General features: G+C 69.0%; 14 protein-coding genes. 7 read left to right on the top strand and 7 right to left on the bottom strand.

From position 1 onward, the window contains the following. Window positions 1-36 precede the first annotated feature (36 nt). The 6 genes from CRT60_RS00810 to CRT60_RS00785 form a co-directional block, all read right to left on the bottom strand. Entirely contained in the window at window positions 37-3,189 is a 3,153-nt protein-coding gene (locus CRT60_RS00810; RefSeq protein WP_244592196.1) for a M10 family metallopeptidase C-terminal domain-containing protein, read from the bottom strand. Window positions 3,190-3,286: 97 nt separating this feature from the next. Further along, complete coding sequence (locus tag CRT60_RS00805; RefSeq protein WP_098734559.1) at window positions 3,287-6,340, bottom strand: glycosyltransferase family protein; 3,054 nt, start codon at window positions 6,338-6,340, stop codon at window positions 3,287-3,289. Window positions 6,341-6,404: 64 nt separating this feature from the next. Continuing rightward, window positions 6,405-7,643: a glycosyltransferase family 2 protein gene (locus CRT60_RS00800; RefSeq protein WP_098734558.1), complete on the bottom strand. Its 1,239-nt coding sequence runs from the start codon at window positions 7,641-7,643 to the stop codon at window positions 6,405-6,407. A 128-nt stretch (window positions 7,644-7,771) separates the two neighbouring features. Continuing rightward, the gene (locus CRT60_RS36045) at window positions 7,772-9,100 is read right to left on the bottom strand and encodes a tetratricopeptide repeat protein (RefSeq protein ID WP_098734557.1); all 1,329 of its coding nucleotides are present in this window, start codon (window positions 9,098-9,100) and stop codon (window positions 7,772-7,774) included. Window positions 9,101-9,347: 247 nt separating this feature from the next. After that, entirely contained in the window at window positions 9,348-10,949 is a 1,602-nt protein-coding gene (locus CRT60_RS00790; protein WP_098734556.1) for a tetratricopeptide repeat protein, read from the bottom strand. 101 nt (window positions 10,950-11,050) lie between these two features. Next, the gene (locus CRT60_RS00785; RefSeq protein ID WP_244592195.1) at window positions 11,051-11,611 is read right to left on the bottom strand and encodes a hypothetical protein; all 561 of its coding nucleotides are present in this window, start codon (window positions 11,609-11,611) and stop codon (window positions 11,051-11,053) included. Window positions 11,612-11,828: 217 nt separating this feature from the next. Here CRT60_RS00785 and CRT60_RS00780 point away from each other — a divergent pair, with 217 nt between their 5' ends. Together CRT60_RS00780 and CRT60_RS00775 are read left to right on the top strand one after the other, a co-directional pair. Next, window positions 11,829-12,416: a D-sedoheptulose-7-phosphate isomerase gene (locus tag CRT60_RS00780; RefSeq protein ID WP_098734555.1), complete on the top strand. Its 588-nt coding sequence runs from the start codon at window positions 11,829-11,831 to the stop codon at window positions 12,414-12,416. An 8-nt stretch (window positions 12,417-12,424) separates the two neighbouring features. Next, window positions 12,425-14,137, top strand: a complete 1,713-nt coding sequence (locus CRT60_RS00775) for an O-linked N-acetylglucosamine transferase, SPINDLY family protein (RefSeq protein WP_098734554.1) — start codon at window positions 12,425-12,427, stop codon at window positions 14,135-14,137. Here CRT60_RS00775 and CRT60_RS00770 read toward each other — a convergent pair. Beyond that, a complete protein-coding gene (locus CRT60_RS00770) occupies window positions 14,119-14,985 on the bottom strand; it encodes a hypothetical protein (protein WP_098734553.1) in 867 nt (288 codons plus the stop codon). The genes CRT60_RS00775 and CRT60_RS00770 overlap by 19 nt on opposite strands. A gap of 172 nt (window positions 14,986-15,157) precedes the next feature. Here CRT60_RS00770 and CRT60_RS00765 point away from each other — a divergent pair, with 172 nt between their 5' ends. The 5 genes from CRT60_RS00765 to CRT60_RS00745 all read left to right on the top strand — a co-directional run bounded on the left by CRT60_RS00765 (window position 15,158) and on the right by CRT60_RS00745 (window position 25,330). After that, complete coding sequence (locus CRT60_RS00765) at window positions 15,158-15,982, top strand: class I SAM-dependent methyltransferase (RefSeq protein WP_098734552.1); 825 nt, start codon at window positions 15,158-15,160, stop codon at window positions 15,980-15,982. A gap of 93 nt (window positions 15,983-16,075) precedes the next feature. Further along, the gene (locus tag CRT60_RS00760) at window positions 16,076-17,656 is read left to right on the top strand and encodes a tetratricopeptide repeat protein (RefSeq protein ID WP_244592194.1); all 1,581 of its coding nucleotides are present in this window, start codon (window positions 16,076-16,078) and stop codon (window positions 17,654-17,656) included. Next, window positions 17,653-19,641: an O-linked N-acetylglucosamine transferase, SPINDLY family protein gene (locus tag CRT60_RS00755; protein WP_098734551.1), complete on the top strand. Its 1,989-nt coding sequence runs from the start codon at window positions 17,653-17,655 to the stop codon at window positions 19,639-19,641. The genes CRT60_RS00760 and CRT60_RS00755 overlap by 4 nt, the downstream gene beginning before the upstream one ends. 298 nt (window positions 19,642-19,939) lie before the next feature. Next, window positions 19,940-22,252, top strand: coding sequence for a glycosyltransferase family 4 protein (locus CRT60_RS00750; RefSeq protein ID WP_098734550.1), 2,313 nt, complete (start codon window positions 19,940-19,942; stop codon window positions 22,250-22,252). A 447-nt stretch (window positions 22,253-22,699) separates the two neighbouring features. Continuing rightward, complete coding sequence (locus CRT60_RS00745) at window positions 22,700-25,330, top strand: glycosyltransferase family 2 protein (RefSeq protein ID WP_161957934.1); 2,631 nt, start codon at window positions 22,700-22,702, stop codon at window positions 25,328-25,330. The last annotated feature ends 304 nt before the right edge of the window (window positions 25,331-25,634 follow it).

Below are 25,634 nucleotides of genomic sequence, written 5' to 3'. Positions count from 1 at the left end.
GGCCGGAGGACATCCGCCTCCTGGGAGCCTCCCGGATCACCCCAGCCCCGCCGCCAGCAGCCCGTCGCTCGCCATGGCGAATCCGGCCGTGGCCGGGCGGACATAGCCGATCGGGTTGGGGCGCGGCTCGTTGCGGCCATACTGGATGAAATGGACCAGCGCCTGCTGCTGGTCGCTGCCGAAAGCGCGCTGGAGGTCTGGGTTGGCCATCAGATAGGCAAGCGCGTTGAATTGGGTCGGCCGCCCGGCCGCCTGTCCGATCGACTGGTAATGGGCGGTGGCGGCGGCGGTGTCGGTGCCGAAGGTTGCCGCCAGATCCGGGTTGGCGGCCAGATAGCTCAGCGCGTCGAAGCCGGCGGCATCGCGCCGCGGCGTGTTGCCGTAGAGCACGACATAGAGCTTCACCTGCTGCTCGCTGCCCGAAAAGATGCTCAGCAGGTCCGGATTGGCCAGCAGATAGTCATGGGCGTTGAAGCTGGTGCTGCGGTTCTCCAGCCGGCCGTAGCGGATGTAATGCTCCTCCGCCCGCACGGGATCGTTGCCGATGACGGCGGCGAGGTCGCGGTTGGCCGCCAGATAGGAGAGCGCGTCGAAGCTGGTGCTGCGCCCCTCCCGCCGGCCGCTGGACAGGTAATGGCCGGCCGCCCGCGCGGTGTCGGTGCCGAAGGCGGCGGCGAGGTCGGGGTTGGCCGCCAGATAGGCCAGGCTGTCGAAGGTGATGCCGCGCCCCTCGGCCCGGCCGGAGGTCACGTAATGGCGGGCCGCCGCCGCCGGGTCCAGCCCGAAGGCAGTCGCCAGATCCGGGTTCGACACCAGATAGCCGTAGCCGTCGAACCGGGTGCTGCGCCCCTCCCGCTGGCCGCTGGACAGATAATGGCGGGTGGCGGCCGTGGTGTCGGTGCCGAAGACGGCGGCGAGGTCGGGGTTGGCCGCCAGATAGGCCAACGGGTCGAAGCTGCCAGCCGACCGCCCTTCCCGGCGGCCCAGGGTCAGATAATGGCGGCTCGCCGCAGCGAGGTCGTAGCCGAAGGCCGCCACCAGATCGGGATTGGCGGCGAGGTAGGAGAGCGGGTCGAAGGACCGGGCCGCCCGCCCCTCCGCCCTGCCGGCGCGCAGGTAATGCTCGCGCGCCGCCGCGGTGTCGGTGCCGAAGACGGCGGCAAGGTCGGGGTTGGAGGCGAGATAGGCCAGCGGGTCGAAGCCGGCCATCGTCTCGGCCAGCGTGGTCACCCGCAGGGTCACGGTCTGGCCGCTGACCGCCCCTTGGCTGTCGGTGACGGTGTAGGCGAAGGACCCCGGCGACGCCGGGGTGCCGGTTGGCGCCTGATAGGTCAGGCCGGCCAGATCGGCCACCCCCAGCGTCATCCCGGCCGTGACGGCGGTACCGTTGGCGAGCCGGAGCGTGCCGGCGGACGGCAGGCGGGCCAGCGTCACCGTCATGCTGTCGCCTTCGTCCGGGTCGCTCGGCCGGTCGATGCCGAGAGCGATGGCCGGCCCGGCCTCCAGGGCGGTCAGGGTCTTGTCGCCCTGGACGGCCGGCGGCCGGTTGGCCGGTCGCGAGGCGATGGTGAAGCCGATCCAGCGGCTCCACGCCACGCCGTTGTAGGCGCGCACCGACAGCTCGTCGATGCCGGCCAGGGTGGAGGCGGCGAAGGTGACGCCGGCGAAGGCCGCCGCGGTCAGCGGCACCACCGCGCCGGCACCTTGGGCCGTCCCGCCGACCATGATGGAGCCGGCGCCGCTGGTGTTGTCGACCAGCTCATACTGGGTGACGAGGCCGCCGGCCGGATCGGTCGCCGTGATCAGGCTGGCGATGGCGATGGAGGAGCCGATGGAAACCCGGCCGGCCCTGGCGGCGACCGCCGGAGGCAGCAGGCTGATGCGGGTGTCGGCGAACAGGGCGTATTCGACGTCGGTCAGCGTGTCGGTGCCCTCGCCGCCGCCGGAAATGGTGGCGCCGTCGGAGGTGACGGTGACGGTGTAGGAGGACCGGCTGCCGTTGTAGACCGCGGTGTCGGTTCCGCCGTTGCCTTGCAGCGTGTCGTCGCCGGCCCCGCCGGTCAGCGTGTCGTCGCCCGCCCCGCCGGTCAGCAGGTTGCTGGCGCCGTTGCCGATCAGGATGTCGTTGCCGCTGCCGCCGATGGCGTTCTCGATGGTGACGCCGGTGGCGATCGACACATTGCCCACCGCCAGCCCGCCCGACCCGTTCGGGCCGATGGAGCTGAAGGCTCCGGGGGTCAGGTCGATGCTGACGGCCGATGCCTGGCCGCCGGCATCGATGGTGTCGGTGCCGCCGGCGTCCCAGATGGACTGGCTGACCGCGACCGTGTTGCTGGCGAAGGCATAGCGGTCGTCGCCGATGCGGGTGTTGGTGTTGGCGCCGTACAGGTACTGCGCCGCCGCGATGTCGTACAGCGCCGGCCCCGTTGCCAGCCCGTTCAGCCCCAGGCTGGGGTGCCTGTTGTAGGACATGAGGGTGTAGCGGTAATTGTCCTCGGTCGAGGACAGGTAGGGCGGTTCGCCCCCGCCGCCGGTGGCGTTGTAGTTGCCGGGATGCTTCAGCCCGATGGCATGCCCGATCTCGTGCAGGATGGTCAGGTAGCCGTAGGTTCCCGGCGTCGGGCTGGTGTTGGCGGCACTGCTGTTGGACAGGTAGATGTCGCCGCCGCCGTCATAGAGCGAGCCGCTCGGATAATAGGCGTAGGCGGCGCTGGAGCTTTGCCGGTTGGTGCCGAGGCGGATCGACCCGCCCTGCCCGCTGTTGGCGCTGTCGGAGGTCTCGACGAAGAAGATGTTGGCGACGGCGCTCCAGGCGGCCAATGCCTGGCGCACCGCGTCGCGCTGGGTGGCGGACAGCGGCGCGAAGCCTGTCCCGTCCGAGACGGTGGCGTAGGACGGCAGCTGCTCCATGAAGCTGTAGGTGACGGTTGCCCCGGTGCCGACGCCGCCGCTGCCCCAGCGCGGCGTCCCCGTCGCCAGCAGTGTCGAGACGGTGGCGGAGGCGGCGCCCTGCGGAACCGAACCCTGCGGGTCCGGCGTTGCGGCAATCGGCGCGGCACTCCAGCCGGCGGCATTGCACAGCAGGCAGGAACAGGCAGGCACGGTGCCGGCCAGGGCATCGGGCAGGTCGGAGATGGTGGTCGCCATGGACGGGAACTGATCCGCGCCGCGGATTTGCGGCTCCGTCATCCTACAACCTTCCCTTCCTCAATCGAAAGGGGAGGCCGACCCGGACCTTTTTTCTCACCGGGCGCTCACCGGATGACGCGCCAAGACTTATACCCGCTCATCCCCTCTGCACGATCAGCTCCTCGAACACCGCCTCGATCCGGTCGACCGACCGGGCGACGGTGAAGTCGCGGGCGCGGTCGCGGCCGGACAGGGCCATGCGCAGCCAGGCATCGCGGTCCTTGACCAGGCTGCGCAGGCGGCCGGCAAGCGCCTCATGGTCCTCCGCCTTGAACAGCAGGCCGTCCACGCCGTCGCGCAGCACCTCGCCGCTGCCGCCGGTGCCGCTGCCGACCACGGTCAGGCCGGCGGCCATCGCCTCCACCTGCGAGATGCCGAAGGGCTCCTGGAAGACGCTTGGGAAGACCAGAACGTTGCAGCGCGCGAACAGGGCGGACAGGCCGCGGCGGTCGAGGAAGCCGGTGAAGCGCACCTTGCCGGCCATGCCGTGGCGTTCGATGAAGTCGCGGCAGCGGGCCGCCAGATCGGCGTCCGGCGCCTCTCCGGCGAAAGTGCAGTCGAAGTCGATGCCCTCGCGGTGCAGGATCGCAAGCGCGTTGATCAGCGTCTGCGGTCCCTTGTAGTTGACGAACAGGCTGGCGAAGGCGATGCGCAGCCGGTCGGTCGAGGGCATCGCCGCGCGGTGGAAGTAATCGACGCGGGCGCCCGGATGGATCACCGTGGCAGGCAGGCCGTAGCCACCGGCGGCAAGCCGCTCCGCCACCCAGCCGCTGGCCGGTCCGGCGCGGTAGAGGGGGGAGCGGGGAGCCGTCTCCGGCGCATAGCCGGGATGCTGGTTGCCCAGGCAGTGCAGCACCGGTACGCCCATCTGCCGGGTCAGCGGGTCGAGAAACTCGGTTCCCACCAGATCGAGGTTGCCGACCAGACAGGCGTCGGCGCGGAAGTCGCGGGCGGTCTCCAGCACGCGGCGGATGTTGGCGCGGATCAGCGCGGCGCACTGGGCCGGGTCGTCGTGGACGAAGGCGCGGCCGTCCTTCCAGGTGCCGTAGAGGGTCAGCGAACGGTCGACATGCGCCTCGATATCCTCGGTTCCGGCCATGCCGGGCCGGGCGAGTTCGGGCACGTCGGCGGTCAGCACCCTCACCGCATGGCCGCGGCGGATCAGCTCTGCCGAGAACTCCCACAGCTTGCGGCCATAGCCGCCGAACTCCTGCGGCGGGAACAGGTTGGTGACCACCAGGATGCGGCGCGGCCGGCCGGTCGACGGGGCGGTCGCCTGCCGGAACAGGCCGAGGTAGCGCTCCAGCCCCGGATGGCCGCCGGCGGCGGCGGCGAAGACGGCGGCGTCCAAATCCGGAGCCGGGTCTGCGGTTCCGGCGAGACGGGCGGCACGCCGGGCCTCGCCGAGATAGACGAATGCCTCCAGCGCGCGTCCCGCCGCCGCGCACAGGCGGGCCAGCCCGGCGAGCGCATCCGGCTGCTGGCGGTCCAGCCCGACGGCGCCCAGCAGAAACCGTTCCGCCAGGGTGTTCTCGCCGAAGCGGGCGGCCAGACGGGCGGCGCCGACCATCTGGTCGGCGGTCCGCAGCATCGGCTCCAGCGCCGCGAGGCGCGCGCGCCGCAGATCCGGCGCCAGTCCCGCCGCCAGATCCGGATCGGACAGCGAGCGTCCGGCATAGCGCAGGGCGTCGGCGCACTGGAACAGGATGCCGCCGGGTTCGGTGGGCACGAAGCCCCAGCCGGCCAGATGGGCGGATGCCGCGGCATGGTCGCGCGCCGAGGCGGTGGGGCAGAGGACGAAGGCGCCGGACAGCCGGGCCATCCGGCGGTCGGCTTCGGCCCTGTCGGGAGCGGCACCCGGCCAGGGCAGCAGCGTCACCGCATCGTCCCGCACCCGGTCGGGGGATGGCGGCAACGGCAGGGCAACCGGGTCGGCCTCGGCGTCCGGTGCGGCACCCAATGCGGCGAAGGCAACCCGCGGCAGATCGCGGGCCATGAGGCGCAGGTCGGCGGCGAAGCCGTCCTCCGCGGCGGCATGGACGGTCAGCCGCGACGCGGTCAGCTGGAGCCGCTGCAATGCCTCGTAGGCGGCGAGGCGGCAGCGGAAGCCGGCGCTCCGGGCCGGCAGGGCCGACAGTCCGCGCCGCTCCCCGCGCACCTCCAGCGCCGGATCGACGCGGTCGTCCAGCACCGCGGCGTAGAACTGGGCGCATTTGACCCGCGGGCTGTGGAACTCCAGCAGATGCGCCTGTCCGGCCCGGCGGATCGCCATCGCCTGATCCGGGTGGTCGAGGTAATGGCGGGCCATCTCCACCAGCTCGCCGGGCGACCGGTAGGTCGCGAGATGGCGGCCGGGGGTGAAGCAGCGCTCCAGACCGGCGTCGGCCGACAGCGCGTCGGTCAGCAGGAAGCCGCCGGCGCCCAGCGCCTCGAAGACGCGCAGGTTGAGATCGCCGTTCAGCGAGACGTTCAGCGTGATCTGCGAGCCGGCATAGACGTCGGCCGCCATTTCCGGCGGCGCCCGCATCGCGGTCAGCGGCAGCCCGGCTTCCACCAGCCGGTCCAGCACATGGCGCCGCCAGGGATGGAAGGCGCCGACCTGGCCGACGAAGGTGAGGGGACGGTCGGGGACTGCGGGAATGTCGCGCCGGCGCAGCGCATAATCCACCGCCGGGATCCAATAGACACGGTCGAACCCCGCCTCCAGGAAGGCATGGGCATGCTGGCGGGTGTGGTCGAGAACCACCGCGTCGAAGCTCTCCATCGCGCCATAGGCCAGCAGCGTGCGCAGCGGGCCGGCGAAATGATGGGTGTCGCCGACCAGCAGAACCTTGGTGCCCGGCAGCCGGTCCAGCCCGCGGGGAAGGTTGCGCCGGGTGGCGTCGGCCTTCACCACGATCAGCTCCGGACGCTGGTGCGCCGGCAGCCGGGCGACGACGGCCGCCAGATCATATTCGCCGGGCGGGGTGTTCAGCGAGGCGAAGCCGTCGCCGGTTTCCACCGTCGGGCAGTCGGGCCCGCAGAACACCTCGCGCTCCGAGAACAGCGGCCGGCGGTAATAGTCGGGCGTGGCAAGGCAGCAGAACAGCGTGCGGGGAGCGTCGGCTGCCGGCTGCGGGAGGATGGAGGCGGCTTGCGTGTGCGGCGGCATGCGGAGGTCTCGGACGCGGGTTGGGAAACGGCGGACCCCATGCCCGCCGCGCCATGGGCCGGAATCAGGAGGCCGGCGGTTCCCCCCAGCCGGGGACGGTGTCCGCGCCGACCAGCGGACGGCGGAAGCCGCCGCCGGCGATCTCCGCCCGGATCCGGTCGGGGGTCATCGACACCACCCGCTCATACTCGGCGGTGTTGTGGGCGTACCAGGGGTTTTCCGTGACCGAATTGGCCGACCGCGCATGGCTGAGATGGAGCAGCGGTCCCTGCGTGCGCTCCACCCGCTCGCCCAGCAGTTCCAGGCGGCGGTAGATCTCGAAATCCTCCCAGCCCCAGGAGACGAATCTCTCGTTGAAGCCGCCGAGCCGGTCGAACACCCGGCGGGCGAAGAAGACCGAGCCGCCGTAGGAGTTCTTGTAGAGCATCTCATTGCGCGGATCGAACAGGTCGATCTGGCTCACCGCCAGCGTCCGCTCCACGCCGGGCACGAAGTCGGGGGCGACGTCGAAGAACAGGCCGTTGAACGGGCAGGTGAGCGCCGCGCCGTCATGGACGGCCTGCCGGGCCAGCACATACTGGGTCGGCTCCACCAGAACGTCGGTGTCCTGCACGACCAGGACCGGCGTGGCCGCCGCAGCCGCCATGACGTTGATCTGCTTGGCCTTGTGCGTGTAGGGGCTGTCGTTGCCGGTCAGGTGGACATAGCCGTAGTCGGCGGACCCCAGCCCCAGTTCGGCCATGATGCCGGGCACGTCCTGGCGCTCCGGATTGTCCTCGCAGATCAGGATGTTGGTGTCCAGATACCGCCGCAGATAGGTGACCAGGATGCGCAGGTTGCGCCTGCGGTCCGGGGATTCGATCCGGCAGGGCACCAGGAAGGTGACGTCGCGCAAATCCAGCCGTCCGCCGCGGCGCAGCGGCTCGCGCAGGGCCTGGTGGCGGGAGGCGAGCGACAGGGCATGGTCGAGCTGGCCGGCCAGCCCCTCATCGTTCGGCAGCAGGGATGCCGCGGTCTCGTAACAGTCGACCGCGGTCCCCCAGCGGCCGGTCCACTGCATCATCTCGCCCAGCCGGGCATGGGGCTGCGGACGGTCGGGCCATTTGGCCAGCACCTTGCGGTAGGTGGCCGCCGCCATCGCCAGCTTTCCCTGCATCTGCTGGGCGTAACCCAGGTTCGACATCGCCTCCGGCTGGTCGGGCACCGCCGCGAGGATGCTCTCGTAGACGGTCTCGGCCTCGGCCAGCCGTCCGGCATGATGGTGCTCGACGGCGATGCGGAAGGCTTCTTCGAGGGTCGGCATGAAGGCTCCGTCGGGGCAATCCTATCTGCCGGGCCGTTCGGGCGCGGGCAGGACGGCCGCTTACTTACCGCAGCCACAATCGCGATGCACGGCCGAAGACAGGCCGGCGGACCGCTGTCCCCCGCTCCTCACAGGCCGTACGCCCGCAGGATTTCGTCCCGCTTGGCGCTGTAGGGGCTGTTGCCGTGCTTTCCGGCGAGCGCGCCGGTCAGGACGAGCGGAAGCGCGTCGGGGGCACGCGGCGGCAGGACGCTGTCCGGCCAGGCGGCATGCGTCATCTCGCTCCCCAGCAGTTGCGCCGCGCGTTCGACGCAGGCGAACAGGGCGACCTGGTCGATCATCCAGATGTAGCAGCGGGCGAAGTTGGTCCGCAGGAAATCCGCGATCATCAGCAGCGTCAGATAGCCGCTGCGGCTGTGGCGGAAATAGACGAAGGAGGCGTTGTAGCGGCTGCACAGCGGCTCGCCGCGGTAATCGGTGTGGGCGACGTCGGCGGCGCCAGCGAGCCTGACGATGTCCTCCGGCTTCTCGCGGAACAGCACGTCGGCATCGCAGACGATCACGTCGGCCTTGTGCAGCAGCATCGCCTCCGCCGCGATGAGGAAGCGGGAGGACGCGTAGTAGGGCTTGTCGATGGCCTCCCCCCGCAGCGCCCAGCTTTCGTGCGAGAAGGTGACCGGCATGGCGCCGACGATGCCCCGCAGCCGCTCGATCAGCTGGGCGACCTCCGCATCGCCGTTGACGATGTGGTAATGGACGGCCACCGCCGACCCGAGCGCGTGGAGGTTCAGGATCTGCGCTGCGGCGTAGCGCTTGAAATAGGCGCCGTCCACCGACACCAGCACCACATGCCGGCCGGCCGGGGCGAAGGGCGGCGCCGCATCCGCCTTGGCCACAGCCTGGGCCGCCCGGCGGAAGGACAGGGACGACAGGTCGATGACGCAGAGCCCGTCGCTTGCGTATTTTCCCTGCCGGAACAGGGCTTCGCCAAGCCAGAGATGGAAGATGGCGTTCGGGCAGCCGGCCGCGGCGCGGCCATGGGCCTCCGCCAGGTCGGGGCGGCCGGCCTCGTTGAACAGGAAGGACAGGTTGGCATGGAGCTGCGGCCGCAGGGGGGATGGCGCCGCCCGCTCCAGCGCCCGGCCGAGCAGGTCGATGCCCTGCCGGGGGATCGCCGGGTCGCGTTCGAGGACCCCCATGCCGGCATAGGCCAGCCGGTGCGCCAGGGCAAGATACAGGGCCTCGTCATCGGGCCGGCAGCCGATCAGCGCGTCGGCAAGCCGCTCCTGCTCCGCCCTGTCGCCGATCCGGGAAATCAGCAGCGCCATGATGTCGTAGAGACGCTGGCGGTCGCCGGCGGCCTCGATGGCGCAAAGCTCGCGGTCGAGGGCGGCATGGTCGATTGCGCAGGCAGCGGCGATGCCGCCGATCACCTGCCGGAACTTCTGCTGATCCATGCGCAAACCCGCCTGCGTTAAGGTGCGTGTCGAAGCCTGGTGTCTGTCCGGTGCTTCTATAAGCACCGGACAGACACCAGGCTTTTGGTTTTTCGTGTGAGTCACGCTTCAAGCGGTTCCGCTTGAACCGATCACACTCCAAGGCCGAAGAGGGCTCTTTGCCCTGCTCCCACCGACGATGCAAGAGCCCCTCGCTCCGGTGCTGGGGCCAATGCCGAAGGCCGGGGCCGGATGTCGGGGCCGCCGGTCACAGGGCGTCCAGTCCGCCCAGAAGGCCGATCAGCCGGTGGGCGGCGGAACGCCAGCTGAAATGCTCCAGCAGATGCTCGCGGGCGGAAAGCCGGGTGCCGTCGGGATCGTCGATGACCGCGCGCAGCAGCCGGGCGGCGGCGGCCTCGTCGGGGGTCCACCAGTCCCGGCCGCGGTAGCCGTCCAGGGCGGGGGTGACGTGGCTGGGAATCATATGGGCCACCCGGCCGTTCAGATAGGCGTGGTAGGCGCTGTGGTCGGGGGCCAGCAGGGTCAGCCCCATGGCGCCGGCCTGCGCCATCGGCAGGTCCCAGCCCTCGCCATGCGACATACTCCAGTAATGGGTGGCTGCGGCATGGAGCGACATCATGTCGGTGTCCGACAGCTTGCCCTCGACCAGGAAGAGAGGGGCCGCCTCGCCCAGCGTCCGGCCGGTTTCCGCCGTCAGCCGGGCAAGGAGGTCGCGGATGCTGCCGGACGCTCCGTCCCCCTTGCCGGCCTTCAGCAGCAGGGCGGCGTCGTCCTCCGCCCGCGTCGTGCGCAGCCACACCCGCAACAGCCCTTCCAGGTTCTTGCGGCTGTTGAGGTCGGAGACGTTGAGGATGCGTACCCGATAATCGGCCAGCCGCCGCCCCGTCCCGTCCAGGATGGCGGCGGGCGCCACCCGGCCGGGCTCCAGCGGCTCCACCCCCTCCGGGCAGATGTGGACACGGTCGGCGGGGTGGCCGGCCTGCAGCCATGCCCGGCGCGAGGAGTCGGTGGCAACGACGACATGGTCGTGGCGCCGGCTGTGCGCCGCCCACAGGGGCGGAATGTCGAGCGCCTCGAACACGGTGTAATTGATCGTCTTCAGGTTCGGCACCGCCTCGACCACCAGCGGCGTGGTGAAGCTCAGCACCGCCTTGGCCCGCACCGGCCGATCGAGCGTGTGAAGAAGCGGATCGATCTGGCCGTCGGGCAGGTTGTCGACATCGCCATGGTTCAGGTCGACCAGCCGGACCCGCACTCCGGCATCGACCAGATGGCGGACGAACTGGCGGACCTTGTGGGCATAGCCGCTGCTGTCGCGGAAAGCGCCGCGCACCACCAGCCCCGGCGGCAGCGACGGGTCGGCGGCATCGCGGGCGATCCCGCGGGCGGTGGTGACGCGCTCCAGCGCCCGGCGCAGCCGGGATGCGAAGGCGCCGCCCGCCTCCAGGGCGGCGGCGCGGCGCAAAATCCGTTCGGCCTCGTCCAGCCGGCCGCGGGCGAGCGCTTCGTTTCCCAGGACGATCGACGTCACGCCGCAGTTGGGGTCCACCTCCAGCTTGCGGCGGAAATGCGCGATGGCCTCGTCGAGCCGCCCTGAATCCTGCAAGGCGCGCGCCTGGTTGAAGAGGGCCGGGGCAAGGGTGGGGGCCAGCAGGAGCGACCGCGCCATCAGTGCAATCCCCTCCGCCTCGCAGCCGGCACGGCGCATTTGCAGCCCCAGCAGATGCAGGGAATGCGGCTCGGCCGGCTCCACCGCCAGAACGTCTCGGTAGAGCGCCGCCGCGCGCTCCGGCTGGCCGCCGTTGTGGAGGGCGACGGCCTTGGTCAGGATATCGTGGATGGAAGGCATGGCCTGTCTGGAAAAAACTGGGAATCACGGCGCCGGTGCCGTCACCGGCACCGGTCGGGGAGCTGATGGGGGAGCCGGCGGGAGGCCGCGGAGACCGGCGTTCAATCGAGGGACGGCTCCGGCGTCCTGCCTGACTCGCGCACCGGACCTGCCTCGCGCGCCGGGCTGCGCATCGGGTTCTTGGGATCGAACAGGCCGAGGCGTTGCAGGGTCTGTGCGAAGCCCTCGGTCAGCATGGTGATGCGGTCGCTGATCTCCGCGATCTCGCGGGCGGAGATCACGGGGGCGTCGGTCGAGATGCGGCCGTGGGCGCGGTAGTTCAGGCGGATGGCGACATCGTCTGTCTCGCCCTGGATCCAGGAACCGTGCAGGATCTTGTTGCGCTCCCGCCCCAGTTCCAGCGCCTCGTCGCAGCGGGCGATCAGGGCCTTGGCCTCGTCCGCGGGCAGGCGCAGGCCGGCGATGGACTTCAGCGCGTCGAAGCGCGCCTTGACCTGCATGTTGGAGGCAATCGGCAGGAAATCGGTGTGATCGGTGCCGAGAAGGCGCGAGATGCACAGCGAAACCATGTCTTCCAACTGCGCCCAGGACACGGCGATCATGCCGATCGCACAGTACATCTTCACGCTGAGGGGGCCCAGCCGGACCGTCCGCGTCGTCATAGGCCACCCTTGGCATCCTAAGCCCCGCCGCCGGGGCAGGGAACCGAAAATAGGCGTTCCCGGCGGTATGGGAAAGCCGTCATTGCGCGGCTTGCAGTTGACAGGCCCCCGCGATCCATAGGATGCACTGGCCGCTGCATATGGGGCACGCGCGCAGGGTCCGCCCCGTCCCGTCACCGCCGACGCCCATCATCGGTCACGCAAAGGTATTCCGCCCATGGATTCCCAGGCCACCTCCGCCCCCTCGCTGCACGGCTGCCTCACCGCCGCCATCGACGTCCTGCGGCGCACCATGGACAGCCTGGATCCGGCGCGGGTCGAGGCGGCGGTCGATGCGGTCGCCACCGCGCTGGGCGCCAACCGGGCGCTGCTGGTCTGCGGCAACGGCGGCTCGGCGTCGGATGCCCAGCACATCACCGGCGAACTGGTCGGCCGCTTCCTGAAGGAGCGCCGCGGGCTGAAGGCGATCTGCCTCAGTTCCAACGCGGCCGTCCTGACCGCCTGGAGCAACGACTATTCCTACGACAGCGTCTTCGCCCGCCAGACCGAGGCCTATGGCGAACCGGGCGGCGTCCTGCTGGGCATCTCCACCAGCGGCAACTCGCGCAACGTGATCGCCGCCTTCGAGGTGGCGAAGCGGCTGGGCATGACCACCATCGCCATGACCGGCGAGGGCGGCGGCAAGATGGCGGCCTTGAGCGACATCCTGCTGGACGTGCCGTCGCGCTCCACCCCGCTGATCCAGCAGGTCCACATCTGCCTGTACCATTACCTGTGCGAACAGGTCGAAGCCCGGCTCGCCTGAGCGCGTTGATGACCGCCCCCGTTCAGGAAACGCTCAAGCGGCAGGCGCTGGAGGCTTTCAACGCCGGGCGCCTGGAGGAAGCGGCGGCGCATTGCCGCGCTCTGCTGGCGCAGGACGGCACGGCCGCCGACGTCTGGAACAACCTGGGCGTCATCCTGTCCGACCTGAACCAGCCCGACGGGGCGGCGGCGGCGCTGCGCAAATCCCTGGTCCTGCGGCCGGAGTACGACAAGCCCTGGGTCGGGCTGGGCAGCAGCGCCTACGCCGCCAACCGGCTGGACGAGGCGGTCCGGCGCTGGACCCGGGCGATTGCCGCCAATCCGCGGCAGGACACCGGCGTCTGGTTCAATCTGGGCGTCACCCACCAGATGCGCGGCAATGCCGATGCAGCGGCCCTGTGCTTCGACCAGGCCGAACGGCTGTCTCCCGCCGACCCGCTGATCGCCAGCCAGCGGCTGCTGTGCCTGAACTACCTGGACCTGTCCGGCGAGCGCCTGTTGGCCGAACACCGGCGCTTCGACGAGCGGTTCGGCCGGCAGGACGGCCGGCTGCCGGCGGCGGCCCCGCACGCCAACCGCCCCGATCCGGAGAAGCGGCTGCGCATCGGCTATCTGTCGGTCGAGTTCCGCGAGCATCTGGGGGCCTATTTCCTGACGCCCCTGTTCGAGGCGGCCGACCGCGGCCGCTTCGAGATCGTCTGCTACTCGATCCTGCCGGACACCCATGCCGACGCCCACACCGCCCGCTTCAAGGCGCAGGCCGACGGCTGGCGCACCGTGGGCCATCTGGACGACGAGGCGCTGGCGGCGCGGATCCGTGCCGACGGCATCGACATCCTGGTCGACCTCGCCGGCCATTCGGGGCTGAACCGGCTGCCGATGCTGGCCCGGCGCCCGGCGCCGGTGCAGGTGACCTGGCTGGGCTATCCCAACGGCACCGGCATGGACTCGGTCGACTACCGCATCGTCGATCCGATCAGCGACCCGGTCGGACCGACCGACACCCATGCGGCGGAAATGCTGGCCCGGCTGCCCGCCCCCTTCCTGTGCTTCCGCCCGCCGGCCTCCGCCCCGCCGGTGGTCCCGCTGCCGGCAGGCGCCAGCGGAACCGTCACGTTCGGCTCCTTCAACAAGCTGTCGAAGATCACCGACGGCACCGTCGCGCTGTGGGCCGAGGTTCTGCGGCGGGTGCCGGACTCCCGCCTGCTGCTGAAGGACCGGCCGCTGTCCGACCCCGGCACCGCGGCGGCCATGCGCGCGCGCTTCGCCGCCGCCGGCATCGACCCGGCCCGGCTCGACCTCGTCGGCTTCATCAAGGATGCCGCCGGCCATCTGGCCGCCTACAACCGCATCGACATCGCGCTGGACCCGCATCCCTACAACGGCACCATCACCACCTGCGACACGCTGTGGATGGGGGCGCCGCTGGTGACGCTGGCGGGCAGCCGGCATGCCGCCCGCGTCGGCGCCAGCCTGATGGCCGCCGTCGGCCTGCCCGAACTGGTCGCCGGCACCCCCGAGCAATACGCGGCCATCGCCGCCGGTCTGGCCGGCGACCTGACCCGGCTGATGCGGCTGCGCATGGGCATGCGCGAGCGGCTGCGGGCATCGGCGCTGTGCGACGAGAGGCGCTTCATGCGCAATCTGGAAACCGCCTACCGGCTGATGTGGCAGCGCTGGTGCGATCGGAGCCGGTCGGACAGTCAGTCCACAGGCGGCTGATCCACAGGCGGCTGATCCACAGGCGGCCGATTTGCAGGCGGCTGGCCCGCGGCCGGCCAGGCGAAGCGGCCCATCCGGTCCTTCGCCGGCCCCTGGAAATGCAGGAAGGTGAAGGGAACCGGTGCGCCGCCGTCGGTGCGGGCGCAGACCGGAATGCCGTCCGCCCCGAAACGGACGCTCTTCAGCCCATCGCACATGGCGAAGCAGCCGTCCGCATCGCGGATGTTGTGGTCGAAACCCTGGGCGATCAGACTTCCCTGCTCAAGGAAGCGGGGATCGGCGGCGGCGATCTCCATCAGCAGATGCATGTCGCTGACATGCGGCCGGCCGCCGATGCGGAAACGGTCGGCCAGGGCGTGCAGCCTCGGCTTGTCGGCGAAGATCTCCACGAAGCGGTCGCAGAGGAAGCCCAGCGCCTCCGGCCCCTCGAAGCAGTTGGCCCAACTCCAGTTCCCGGCGATCCGCCCGGCGAAGGCGGCGGCGAACCGCTCCGCCGGGCGATAGAGCATGACGTCGCTGTCGAACACGCAGAAGCGGCCCAGCCCATGGCGAACGGCGAACTCATGCGCGAAGAACCAGCGCCCGTAGCACATCGCCTCGTACCCCTCGCCATTCACCGAGAGATGCTCGTACACCGCGTCGAAGCGGGGATACGAGCCGGTGTAGAGGCGGATGTCGGCCTGATGGACCGCGAAGGGCAGGTCGCGGATCTCGTCGGTCAGCAGGATCACCGGGCTGTCGGGCGCGGCAAGCGCCGCCTGCCTCAGCGCGATGTCGACGACGTCCTTGTAGCCGATATGGACGAACAGGATGGGAATGCCGGGCTTGTCGAACAGGAGGTTGGGCATGGAGGGGCGGCTTCGTCTCACGGCAAGGGGCGGCATGGTAGCCGTCCGCGGCGGCGGGAGGAACCGCCTGTCGCACCCCACCCTGCCCCTGCCTGCCCCTTGCTTGACAAGCCCGCCCTCCGGCTTCTACCGATAGCGCCGTCTTCTCCTTCCACCACACCGGACCGCCGCGATGAGCGAAGCGCCGTCTTCTTCCCCCGCCCCCGACACCGCCTCCGCGGTGCACAGCGGGTCGGCCGACCGCTTCGGCTATGAGTGGGGCCGCTATGCCGAGCTGAAGGGTATCTACGAAGAGCAGTTCCGCCGCTGGACGCCCTTCCTCAAGCCGGAGGACTGGCGCGGCCTGACCTTCGTCGATGTCGGCTGCGGCATGGGGCGCAACAGCCATTGGCCGATGAGCTACGGTGCGGCCGGCGGGCTGGCCATCGACATCGACGAGCGCAGCCTTGCCTCGGCCCGCGCCACGCTGGCGCCGCATCCGGCGATGGAGGTGCGCCGCCAGAGCGCCTATGAGCTGAACGAGGTGGAGCGCTTCGACCTCGCCTTCTCCATCGGGGTCATCCACCATCTGGCCCACCCGGAAACGGCGCTCGCCAACATGGCGCGCGCGGTGAAGCCCGGCGGGCGGGTGATGGTCTGGGTCTATGGCCGCGAGAACAACGGCTGGATCGTCCACTTCGCCGACCCGCTGCGCAAGGCGCTGTTCAGCCGCCTGCCGATCGGGGTGGTGCATGCGCTGTCCCTGCCGCCGACCGCGCTCTTGTGGCTGGCCTTGCGGCTGGGGCTGGACCGGCTGGAATATTTCCGCCTGATCCGCCGCTTCGACTTCGCGCACCTGCGCTCCATCGTCTTCGACCAGATGCTGCCGAAGATCGCCAACTACTGGCGCCGTGACGAGGTGGAGGCGCTGATGAAGGGCGCCGGGCTGGAAGACGTGCAGCTCGCCTGGGTCAACGAGATCTCCTGGGCGGCGATCGGCCGGAGGCCGCAGGGATAGGTTCCGGAGGCCACGGGGGTAAGATCAAGGAAATGAAGAAGTCAGCCCTTTATTGCTGACGGCCGGGGTCTTGGGTTAAGAAGCCGCGGGTCAGTGCGACAATCGATCCGCGCCGCCGGTCATTTGCGCGATCAAGCGTTGGGGGTTGCCATTTCCGAGTTCTCGCCGGCCTTCGTCCAGGCCTACAACACCGGTGCGGCGCTGTTCAAGGCCGGCCGCTTCGACGAGGCGGCCACCGTCTACCGCCGCCTGATCGACGAAAACCCGGACATCGCGGCACCGCGTGGCGCCACCCTGCATGGAGCCCTCGGCCTGTGCCTGCGCGCCGCCGGCCGGCCGGCCGAGGCGATGGAACCGCTGCGCCAGGCGCTGCGGCTGAAGCCCGACCATCTGGACGCGCTGAACGCGCTGGGCAGCATCCTGCTCGACCAGCGCCACATCGAGCATGCGCTGATCGCCTTCCGCGAACTGGCGAGGCTGAAGCCCGACTATCCGGGGGCGCTGCTGACGCTGGGCAACCTGTTCATGTTCAGCGGCGAGGCCAAGCGGGCGCGCGCCGTCTACCGGCTGGCGCTGGCCGTCGAACCGGACGTGGCCGTCAACCACAACAACCTGGGCGCCGTCAGCCTCAGCCTCGGCCATCTGGCGGACGCGGCGCTGACCTACCGCCGGGCGCTCGCCATCGACGTCGGCAAGCCGGAATACCGCAAGAATCTCGGCACCTGCCTGCTGATGGCCGGCGACTACGCCAACGGCACCATCGCCTACGAGGGCCGGCTGGAGCAGGGGGTCTGGCGCAAGCGCAACATGCCGGGCGTCCTGTGGCAGGGCCAGCCGCTGGCGGGCAAGACCCTGCTGGTCCATTTCGAGCAGGGGCTGGGCGATTCATTCCAGTACATCCGCTATGCCGGCGTGCTGAAGCGGATGGGCGCACGGGTGCTCTACGAATGCCAGCCGGCGCTGAAGCGCGTGCTGTCGACCGCCCCCGACCTGGACGGGCTGTTCGCCTTCGGCGAACCGCTGCCGGCCTACGATTACCACATCTCGCTGATGAGTCTGATGAACCGGCTCGGCACCACGCCGGACAGCGTCCCCGGCGGCGTGCCCTACCTGCGGGCCGAGCCGCAGCTGCAGGCCGGCTGGGCGGACCGGCTGGACCGGCTGGAGGGCGGCAATCGCCCGGCCTTGCGCATCGGCATCAACTGGCACGGCAACGAGACCGGCAAGTCGATCCCGCTGGAGTGCTTCGAGGCGATGGGGAAACTGGCCGGCGTCCGGCTCTACAGCCTCCAGAAGGTGTCGGGCCTCGACCATCTGGAGCGGCTGCGCGACCGGGTGGCGGTGACCGAGCTGGGGACGGATTTCGACGCCGGACCGGACGCCTTCCTCGACACCGCCGCGGCGATGGCCAACATGGACCTGATCGTCACCTGCGACACCTCGGTCTGCCATCTGGCCGGCGCCATGGGGCGGCCGACCTGGGTGGTGCTGAAATGGTTCGCCGACTGGCGCTGGATGCGCGACCGCCTCGACAGCCCCTGGTATCCGACCATGCGCCTGTTCCGACAGGCGAGACCCAACGACTGGGCCGAGGTGATGGCCAGGGTGACGGCGGACGTGGCGGCCGAGGCCGCAAACCGGACCGGCGTTCTCGCCGGGGAGGCGGGGCGATGACGCTGAACGAAGCGCTCCGGCTGGCGCTGGACCATTTCCGGGCCGGCCGTGCGGCCGAGGCGGAGCAGGTGTGCCGGGCGATCCTGAACGCCGTTCCCGGCCAGGGTGAGGTCACCCAGCTGCTGGGCACGGTGGTGATGATGCAGAACCGCCCGCAGGAGGCGGAGACCATCCTGCGCCAGTCGATCGCGATGCGTCCCGATCTGTCCGACAGCCACAGCAATCTCGGCACCGTTCTGCAGTCGCTGGGCCGCATGGGCGAGTCCCTGGCCGCCCACGACCGCTGCGTCCAGCTGACCCCCGGCACGCCGGAGGGCTACGTCAACCGCGGATCGACCCGGCTGGCGCTCGGCGACCGCAACGGGGCGGCGACCGATTTCGCCCGCGCGCTCCGGCTGCGGCCGATCGACACGCTCGCCGCCACCAATCTCGGCGTGGCGCTCCGCGAGGGACAGCGGGTGGCAGAGGCGATCCGCGCCCTGACGCGGGCGCTGGTCATCGAGCCCGGCAATGGCGAGGCGATGCTGGGATATGCCCACGCCCTGCGCGAAGTGAGCCGCCTGGGCGAGGCGGAGAGCGCCTATGCCCGCGCGGTGACGCTGACGCCGGCCAAGACCGAAGCCCTGTGCTACCACCTCTACCTCAAGCAGACGCTGTGCGCCTGGGGCGATTACGACCGGCTGTGCGCCCGGGTGACGGAGACCATCGACCACGATGCCGGCGTCGTCATCCCGCTGGCCACCCTGTCGATCGACACCACGCCGGCCCAGCAGGACCGGTCCGCCCGGCTGTTCTACGACCGGCTGGTCAAGCGCCCCTCGGCCCCGCCGATGCCGGCGCGGCCGGAAAGCCGGCCCGACAGCCGCTTGCGGATCGCCTATGTCTCGGCCGATTTCCACGAGCACGCCACCGCCTATCTGGCGGCTGAGCTGTTCGAACTGCACGACCGCGAGCGCTTCGAGGTGCTGGCCTATTCCTACGGCCCCGACGACGGCAGCGCCATGCGCCAGCGGCTGGTGAAGTCCTTCGACCGCTTCCGCGACATCCGCAGCGTGCCGCTGGATGCCGTCGCCCGCTGCATGGCCGACGACGGCGTCGACATCATGATCGACCTGAAGGGCTACACGAAGCAGACCCGGCTCGACCTGCTGTCGCGCCGGCTGGCGCCGGTCGAGGTCAGTTACCTGGGCTATCCCGGCACCATCGGCTGCCCGTACATGGATTATGTGATCGGCGACCGCTTCGTCACCCCGCCGGAGCACCAGCCCTTCTATGCCGAGCGGCTGGCGATCCTGCCCGATGCCTATCAGATCAACGACCGCCGCCGCCCGCTGCCCGGGCAGGTGCCGTCGCGCGGCCAGTGCGGCCTGCCGGAGGACGGCGTCGTCTTCGCCGCCTTCAACACCGCCTACAAGATCAGCCCGACCATGTTCGCCCTGTGGATGCGCATCCTGAAACGCGCGCCCGGATCGGTGCTGTGGCTGTTCGAAGCCAATCCGCAGGCCGCAGCCAATCTGAAAGCCACGGCCGAGGCCCAGGGTGTCGCCGGCGACCGGCTGGTCTTCGCCCCGCCCCGTCCGCTGGCCGACCACATCGCCCGCTACCGTGTCGCCGATCTGGCGCTCGACACCCTGCCCTACACCGGCCACACCACCACCAGCGACGCGCTGTGGGCCGGCTGCCCGGTGGTGACCTGCCTGGGCGGGAGCTTCGCGTCCAGGGTGGCGGCGAGCCTGCTGAACGCGGCCGGCCTGCCCGACACCATCACCCGCTCGCTGGCCGGGTACGAGGAGCTGGCGGTGGCGCTCGCCGGCGATCCCGAGCGGCGCGCGGGTTTCCGCAAGCGGCTGGAGGGTGGGCGGATGACGGTGCCGCTGTTCGACAGCCACCGCTTCACCCGCAACCTGGAGCGCGCCTATCAGGTCATGTGGGCGCTGCACAAGGCCGGCAAGCCGCCGCAGGGCTTCATCCTGCCGGCCGGCTGAGTCTCACAGGGAAAAGCGCATTGCATCTCCCGGTATGCCGAAAGGAACGCTCCCGTATTTCATAATTGCAACAGAGAGTGAAAAGGGCTAACCCAATTGTGGGTGCTTTTGATACCATACCTTTTGGCAGATATTGCTTTGTTGGTATGGCGGAACAGATGGCGATCATTGTTTCGATATCTAAGCTTCTCTGGATCGTCCACAACTCTCCGGTTCCGTCTGGGGTGAGCGTCTGTTCATCCGCTTCGTCTGTCCATCCTCTTGAAGGGGGCGTGACAGCCGTGTCGGAGGATGCACAATGAATGCGATCAGCCCGATCAAGCCCGAAATCGGCACAAGCGCCACCTACCGGGGCGGGTTGGAATTCGTCACCACCAACAAAATCTACGGCTGGCTGCACAACCAGGGCAATCCTGCGGAGGAATGTCTGGTCGATCTCTATGTCGACGGACGCTTCCTCGGAGCCCATGCCTGCAACGAGCATCACAAGGCGCTGACCGATCTGCCGGGCCGCAACGGCTTTCTTGCGTTCAACATTCCCCTGCCCAGTGGGCTTCTCTCGGTTGATCGCTGCTGCGTGGATGTCAAAATCCACGGTACAAGGATATCCATTCCAGGGGCCCCCATCGTCACCAGCCTCCACCGCGCAGTGATCGACACCGCGCTTTCCGGCATAACGCCGGAGCGTCAGGCCCTGTGCGTGAGTGCGCTCGGCGAAACGGTGAACCAGACCAAGCGCGGCCGGGAGCGCATAGGGGACGCGCGGCTTCTCTGCCCCGCCGACGGCTTCGAAGAGGCGGAGCTGACGGTAGGCAGCTTCCTGGCGCATCAACTTCATCGACTGCAGGAGACGCAAAATTTCCATTTGCGCAGCGCCGTCGACCTGACCCGCTTCCTGGTGCGCTGCGCAGACCGCTTCAATCTTGCCGACCATGCCTGGTGCCCGCTGCCGGCCGATGTGGCGGCTTATCTCGCCTCGGGCGAAGAAGATGCCGCAGGCCAGTTCCGCTCCCGCCTGCTGTCAGCCTATCAGACGGGAGCCGGTGAGACGGCCGGCAGCGGAGCGGACGCGCTGTGCCAATTGACCCACTGGATGTTCGGCAAGGCCCGCCTGCCCAAGGAGGCATTGGCAACCCGCCATGTGGAGGCGTTGAACGCTGCGGCGGGGATCGATACCCACGGGCTGATCTCGTGCTTTTATGCCGGAATGCATGCCCGGGACAGCGCCCTTGCCACCGCCTTCAACTCCTCTGACGAGAAAGCGCTGTTCCCCCTGCTGTTGGCGATTTCGCTGTGGCTGATCCGTTGGAACCTCGACGACCTGTTCCTGACCCCACAGGTGCGGGCCCTGCTTGATGCCCCGGTTCATCATCAAGGCAAGGTTCTGAATGGGCTTGCCTATTTCTATACCCGCCTTGGCGTGCCGGACGCGCAGGCCTTGAGCCTCTCGACGCTTTGCCAGCGCCAGCGCGCCCCCCTGGTGCGCCACCTGCCGCGGACGGCCCAGGCCAAGGGCGTCAACCTGTTCGGCTATTTCGACGGCAGCACCGGGATCAGCCGCAACGCCCTGTTCTCCCGCGACATCCTGCAGGATGCCGGCTTCGGCGTGACGATGCCGATGATGGCGATGCCCGGCCGCCATACCGGCGAGGAACTTTATCCGGTCAATCTGATCCACTTCGGCCTGCTGGGCGCACCAAGCGACATGATCAACCATGGGTTGGAGCGCTTCGCCGGGGCTTACAACATCGGCTTCTTCCTGTGGGAAACCAGCGCCCTGCCCCGCTCGGCCCATCTGGCGCTCGAGATGATGGACGAGTTGTGGACGATGTCGAGCTTCTGCGCCGACGCCCTGGCCCAGCATTTCACCGGTCCCATCCATGTCGTGCCCAACTGCATCGACGAGCGCGTGTTGAACGCCGGCACCAAAGAGCGGCCGAAGGCTGAGCCCTTCACCTTCTATTTCTGCTTCGATGCCCGCAGCTGGTATACGCGCAAGAACCCGCTCGCGGTGGTCCGCGCCTTCCGGAAAGCCTTTCCTGCCGAAAGCAGGGTGCGGCTCGTTCTGCGCATCCGCCATCGCCAGACCAGCCGGAGCGTCGCCGACCTCGCCCATAAGCTGGAGCTCGACCGCCTGGTCGGCAGCGATCCCCGCATCGTCGTGCGCGATCGCGAGCTGTCCTACGCCGACTCGCTGGCCGAGATGCGCTCTTGCGATGCCTATGTCTCGCTGCACCGGGCGGAGGGCTTCGGCTACACCATGGTGGAGGCGATGATGATGGGAAAGCCGGTGATCGCGTCCCGCTATTCCGCCAACCTCGACTATATGACGGAGGAGACCGCCTTCCTGGTCGGTGGCCGGGAACGCTATCTGGAGAGCGACGAGTATCTCGGCGTCACCCCCGGCGCCCGCTGGTACGAGCCCGATGTCGGTGCGGCCGCCGAGGCGATGCGGTGGGCGTGGGAGAACCGGGGCGAGACCGCAAGGCGGGCAGAGTCCGGCACCGCTCTGGTTCGCAGCCGCTTTGCCCGTCCGGTGCTGCAGGAACTTTATGCCACCCGGCTTCATGCCGTGTTGGAAAGCGGCGCCCCCGCCATGGTGGGGGCCTGAGGGCCGATGGCCGCATGCGACAGCATGCCGCGCGCCAGTCCTCCCGTTTCACTGCACTATCCAATTTGAGATAAAGATTTTCAGAATTTTACCAGCACGCCTCTTTGTACTGCCTTCAATTCACAGAGCTTCCTTGATCATTCTCTAAAATCAAGACGGCGTAAACTTTAACCTAAGATTGAATTTTCCGAATTAGCAAGGCGTGTATTGTGACATAACTTATACAACCGCACAACAAAGTTGATTTTCTTTGTGTGCTTTGGGTATAGACCGATTGGGGGTTTCCCCGACATTCCGATTAGCGCTTCCGCCTAGGGTGAAGGGCTCGCAACAGAATCAGCAGAGCGGCATCCACTCCTCGGCCAGAGGCATTGGAGGCCAGGTTCTGCATCCTAAGGTATGCCTCGGCTGGGATGGTGCAAGCCGGTGGAGGTGGGGAAGACGAGAATGGATGGCGGTCTGAGCTTGGATGAGGACACGGCGGTGCCGGCGCAAGGCCGGAATGCCCTGGCGCACACCAACCTTGAGGACGCGTTCAACGGCTATCGCCTCTTCCTTGGCCGCCACCCGGCCAACGTCGAGGAGATCACGGCCGCCACCAACTGCACGCTCGGCGAATTCCTCGGCCACTACCTGATGCGCGGCGAGTTTCTTACCGGTGTCGTCGCCAGCCTCGCCGGCATGGGCGTGCTGCCGCACATCGCCCTGGCTCCTGCTCCGGACGAGGGCTTGAGGCACTGGGCGCTGGAGCGCCTGCCCTTGTCGGCTGCCGCGCGCGACCGTCTTGCCTCCAGCCGCTCCTGGCGCTTCTGGCTGCCGACCATCCTGTGCGATGAGGATTTCCGCGCCGGATTGCCCGCCGCAGTGGCCGAGTGGCTGGCGGCATCCGGCCTGCAGGGCAGATTGGCGGCGCTTGAACTCGCCCCCACCCGCCGTCTGATCGGCGAGGCCTCGCACAACGGGGCCGGCACCGTCATGGGCTGGTGCGCCAATGCCAGCGACCTGTCCGAGCGCGTGGTGCTCGAACTGCATCTGGGCGACCGCTTCATCGGGGCTGTGCGCTGCGAGCGCTTCGTTCCCGGCTTGGCCGAGCGCATCGGCAGCTGCGGCGACCATGGCTTCGCCTTCGACATCCCCGCCGCCCATGCCGATCTGGTCGCCCGCGGCACGATGCTGCGCATCCGTGACGCCCAATCCAAGGCGCCCTTTGGTGCGGACATCTATCTTAAGACCAACCTGCCGGCCGCCCTCGATGATCTCGGCCGCATGCTCGACGCCATCAAATCGATGAAGGCGATGCTCGCCAGCATCGAGCGGCAGCTCCCGCACACACTCCAGCACATCAGCCCCCCGCTCTCGGCCTATGGCAGCCTGAAAGCCCAGGGACTGCTCGCCTGCCACCGCCCGCTGGACGGACAAGCCGCCGCGGCGGTGGCCGGCCTCGCCGTCAATGTGATCCTGCTGGAATCCGCCCTGGAGCCGGCCTCCCTGCGCCGCCTGCTCGCCTCCTTGGACGGCCAGACGCAGGAGCGCTGGACGTTGACCGTGCTGGCCAATGCCGAGACGCTCGGCAACGAGGTCGGCGCGCTGATCCGGCCGCTGACCGCCGCGGGCCGGGCGGTGGTGGCAGCACCGGCAGCCCTGCCGCGCCTGCTGGCCACCCACGCTCTCGTCGGCGCCGCCGGCGCCCATCTGGTGGTCGGCCAAGCCGGAAGCCTGCGGCCGGACGCGCTGGCGGCCTTCCTGGCAGCCTTGGCGCCGGCATCGGCCACTCCGGCCTCCGTCGCCTACAGCGACCATGACACTCTGTTCGGTGCCCACAACGGCAAGCCGGCGCAACTTCGTCCAATTCTCAAGCCGGACTTCGATCCGGTGATGCTGCTGGCTTACGACTATGCCGGACCGATGGTTCTGGTGACGCCGGAGGTCCTGCTGAAGGCGTGCGTCCTCGCCGACGGGATGCCGCCGTCGAGCCTGCATGATCTGATGCTGCGCGTGGGCGACTGTGTGCCAGCGAGCGCCATCCGCCACATCCCGTCTGTGCTCTACAGCCTGGAGCAGCCCATCGACTTGCGCAGCCCCGATGGACTGCCGCGCCTGCTGGTCGGCGAGGCCGAGGCGGTGACGGGCTGGGCCGAGCGGCGGGGGCTGGCGGCAAAGGTGCGGCAGACGCTGGTGGTCAGCGAGAATGAAGAGGCGAACCAGAGCCTGGTTGAGGCTTGCGACATCACGCTTCGTCCGGCCACCCATCCCGCGGTCAGCATCATCGTGCCGACCCGCAACTCACCGGGCCTGTTGCGCAACTGCCTGGACTCGCTGCTGCGCACCCGTCAGGCCTATCCGGGGCCGCTGCAGATCCTGGTGATCGACCATCAGAACGAGGACCCCGACAGCGTCGCCCTGATCGCCGCCATGCAGGCCCAGCGTGGCATCGACGTCCTGCCGTACAAAGGCCCCTTCAACTGGGCGCTGAAGAACACCCTCGCCGCTGAACAGGCCAGCGGCGAGGTGCTGGTCTTCCTCAACGACGACACCCTGGCCGCCGATCCCGGCTGGCTCGGCTGTGCGGTGGCAACCCTTGGCCTGCCCGAGGTCGGCGTGGTGGGCGCGCGCCTGCTCTATGGCGATGGCAGCATCCAGCATGCCGGCGTGGTCACCAGCCATGAGCAGGGGGCGGTGCATGAGGGACGCGGAATGCATGCCGACGAGGGAGGCTATCTTGGCCGCAACCTCGTGCTGCGTTCCGCCGCCGCCGTCACCGGTGCGTGTCTGGTCACGCGCCGGGCGGTGTTCGAGAACGTCGGCGGATTCGATCCGGCTTGGCCCGTCGACTGGAACGACATCGTCTATTGCCTGGCGGTGCGCAAGGCCGGCTGGCGGGTGGTCTACGATCCCAAGGTTCGTCTGTATCACTTGGAGTCCAAGACACGCGGCAACCTGCTTGGCCAGCCCGGCTACGACAGCTACCACAACAACCTGAGGCGGATCGTGGCAGAATGGGGGGAAATGCTCGACGATCCCTTCCACAATGCGGCGTTCAACCGCATGGCGTTTCCCTTTTCAAGGATCGCGCCATGACGGCGGCATCCGCACATCCGTCGGCACAGTGCGGCAAAGCGGAAGCCGGACGCGCCGGCTCGACCTGCATCGGGTGAAGTCGATGCTGAAGCGGCCGGTGACGATCGACCTGCGCAACATCTACACCCCCCAGGACATGGCGAAGGCCGGCTTCACCTATACCTCCATCGGCCGGCCGACGCCGGCCAGCTCAAACCCGTGACGGAAAAAAGACAAATGCCAAGACAATTCAAATTCCTCACAGGGAAAGAGACTGAGTTGGAGAATAATTTGTAACCTTTTGTAAATAATTTAAGGGCATTTT

The organism is Azospirillum palustre (assembly GCF_002573965.1).
GTDB lineage: Bacteria > Pseudomonadota > Alphaproteobacteria > Azospirillales > Azospirillaceae > Azospirillum > Azospirillum palustre.
The sequence above is the reverse complement of the archived record's forward strand: the minus strand, read 5'-3'. Positions and strand labels throughout refer to the sequence as shown.

Excerpts from the sequence above, each read along its gene's own strand:
- CRT60_RS00765 (WP_098734552.1), top strand. The coding sequence starts at position 15,158 with ATGAGCGAAGCGCCGTCTTCTTCCCCCGCCCCCGACACCGCCTCCGCG.
- CRT60_RS00775 (WP_098734554.1), top strand. The coding sequence starts at position 12,425 with ATGACCGCCCCCGTTCAGGAAACGCTCAAGCGGCAGGCGCTGGAGGCT.
- CRT60_RS00800 (WP_098734558.1), bottom strand. The coding sequence starts at position 7,643 with ATGCCGACCCTCGAAGAAGCCTTCCGCATCGCCGTCGAGCACCATCAT.
- CRT60_RS00780 (WP_098734555.1), top strand. The coding sequence starts at position 11,829 with ATGGATTCCCAGGCCACCTCCGCCCCCTCGCTGCACGGCTGCCTCACC.
- CRT60_RS36045 (WP_098734557.1), bottom strand. The coding sequence starts at position 9,100 with ATGGATCAGCAGAAGTTCCGGCAGGTGATCGGCGGCATCGCCGCTGCC.
- CRT60_RS00745 (WP_161957934.1), top strand. The coding sequence starts at position 22,700 with ATGGATGGCGGTCTGAGCTTGGATGAGGACACGGCGGTGCCGGCGCAA.
- CRT60_RS00785 (WP_244592195.1), bottom strand. The coding sequence starts at position 11,611 with ATGACGACGCGGACGGTCCGGCTGGGCCCCCTCAGCGTGAAGATGTAC.
- CRT60_RS00805 (WP_098734559.1), bottom strand. The coding sequence starts at position 6,340 with ATGCCGCCGCACACGCAAGCCGCCTCCATCCTCCCGCAGCCGGCAGCC.
- CRT60_RS00750 (WP_098734550.1), top strand. The coding sequence starts at position 19,940 with ATGAATGCGATCAGCCCGATCAAGCCCGAAATCGGCACAAGCGCCACC.
- CRT60_RS00790 (WP_098734556.1), bottom strand. The coding sequence starts at position 10,949 with ATGCCTTCCATCCACGATATCCTGACCAAGGCCGTCGCCCTCCACAAC.
- CRT60_RS00810 (WP_244592196.1), bottom strand. The coding sequence starts at position 3,189 with ATGACGGAGCCGCAAATCCGCGGCGCGGATCAGTTCCCGTCCATGGCG.
- CRT60_RS00770 (WP_098734553.1), bottom strand. The coding sequence starts at position 14,985 with ATGCCCAACCTCCTGTTCGACAAGCCCGGCATTCCCATCCTGTTCGTC.
- CRT60_RS00755 (WP_098734551.1), top strand. The coding sequence starts at position 17,653 with ATGACGCTGAACGAAGCGCTCCGGCTGGCGCTGGACCATTTCCGGGCC.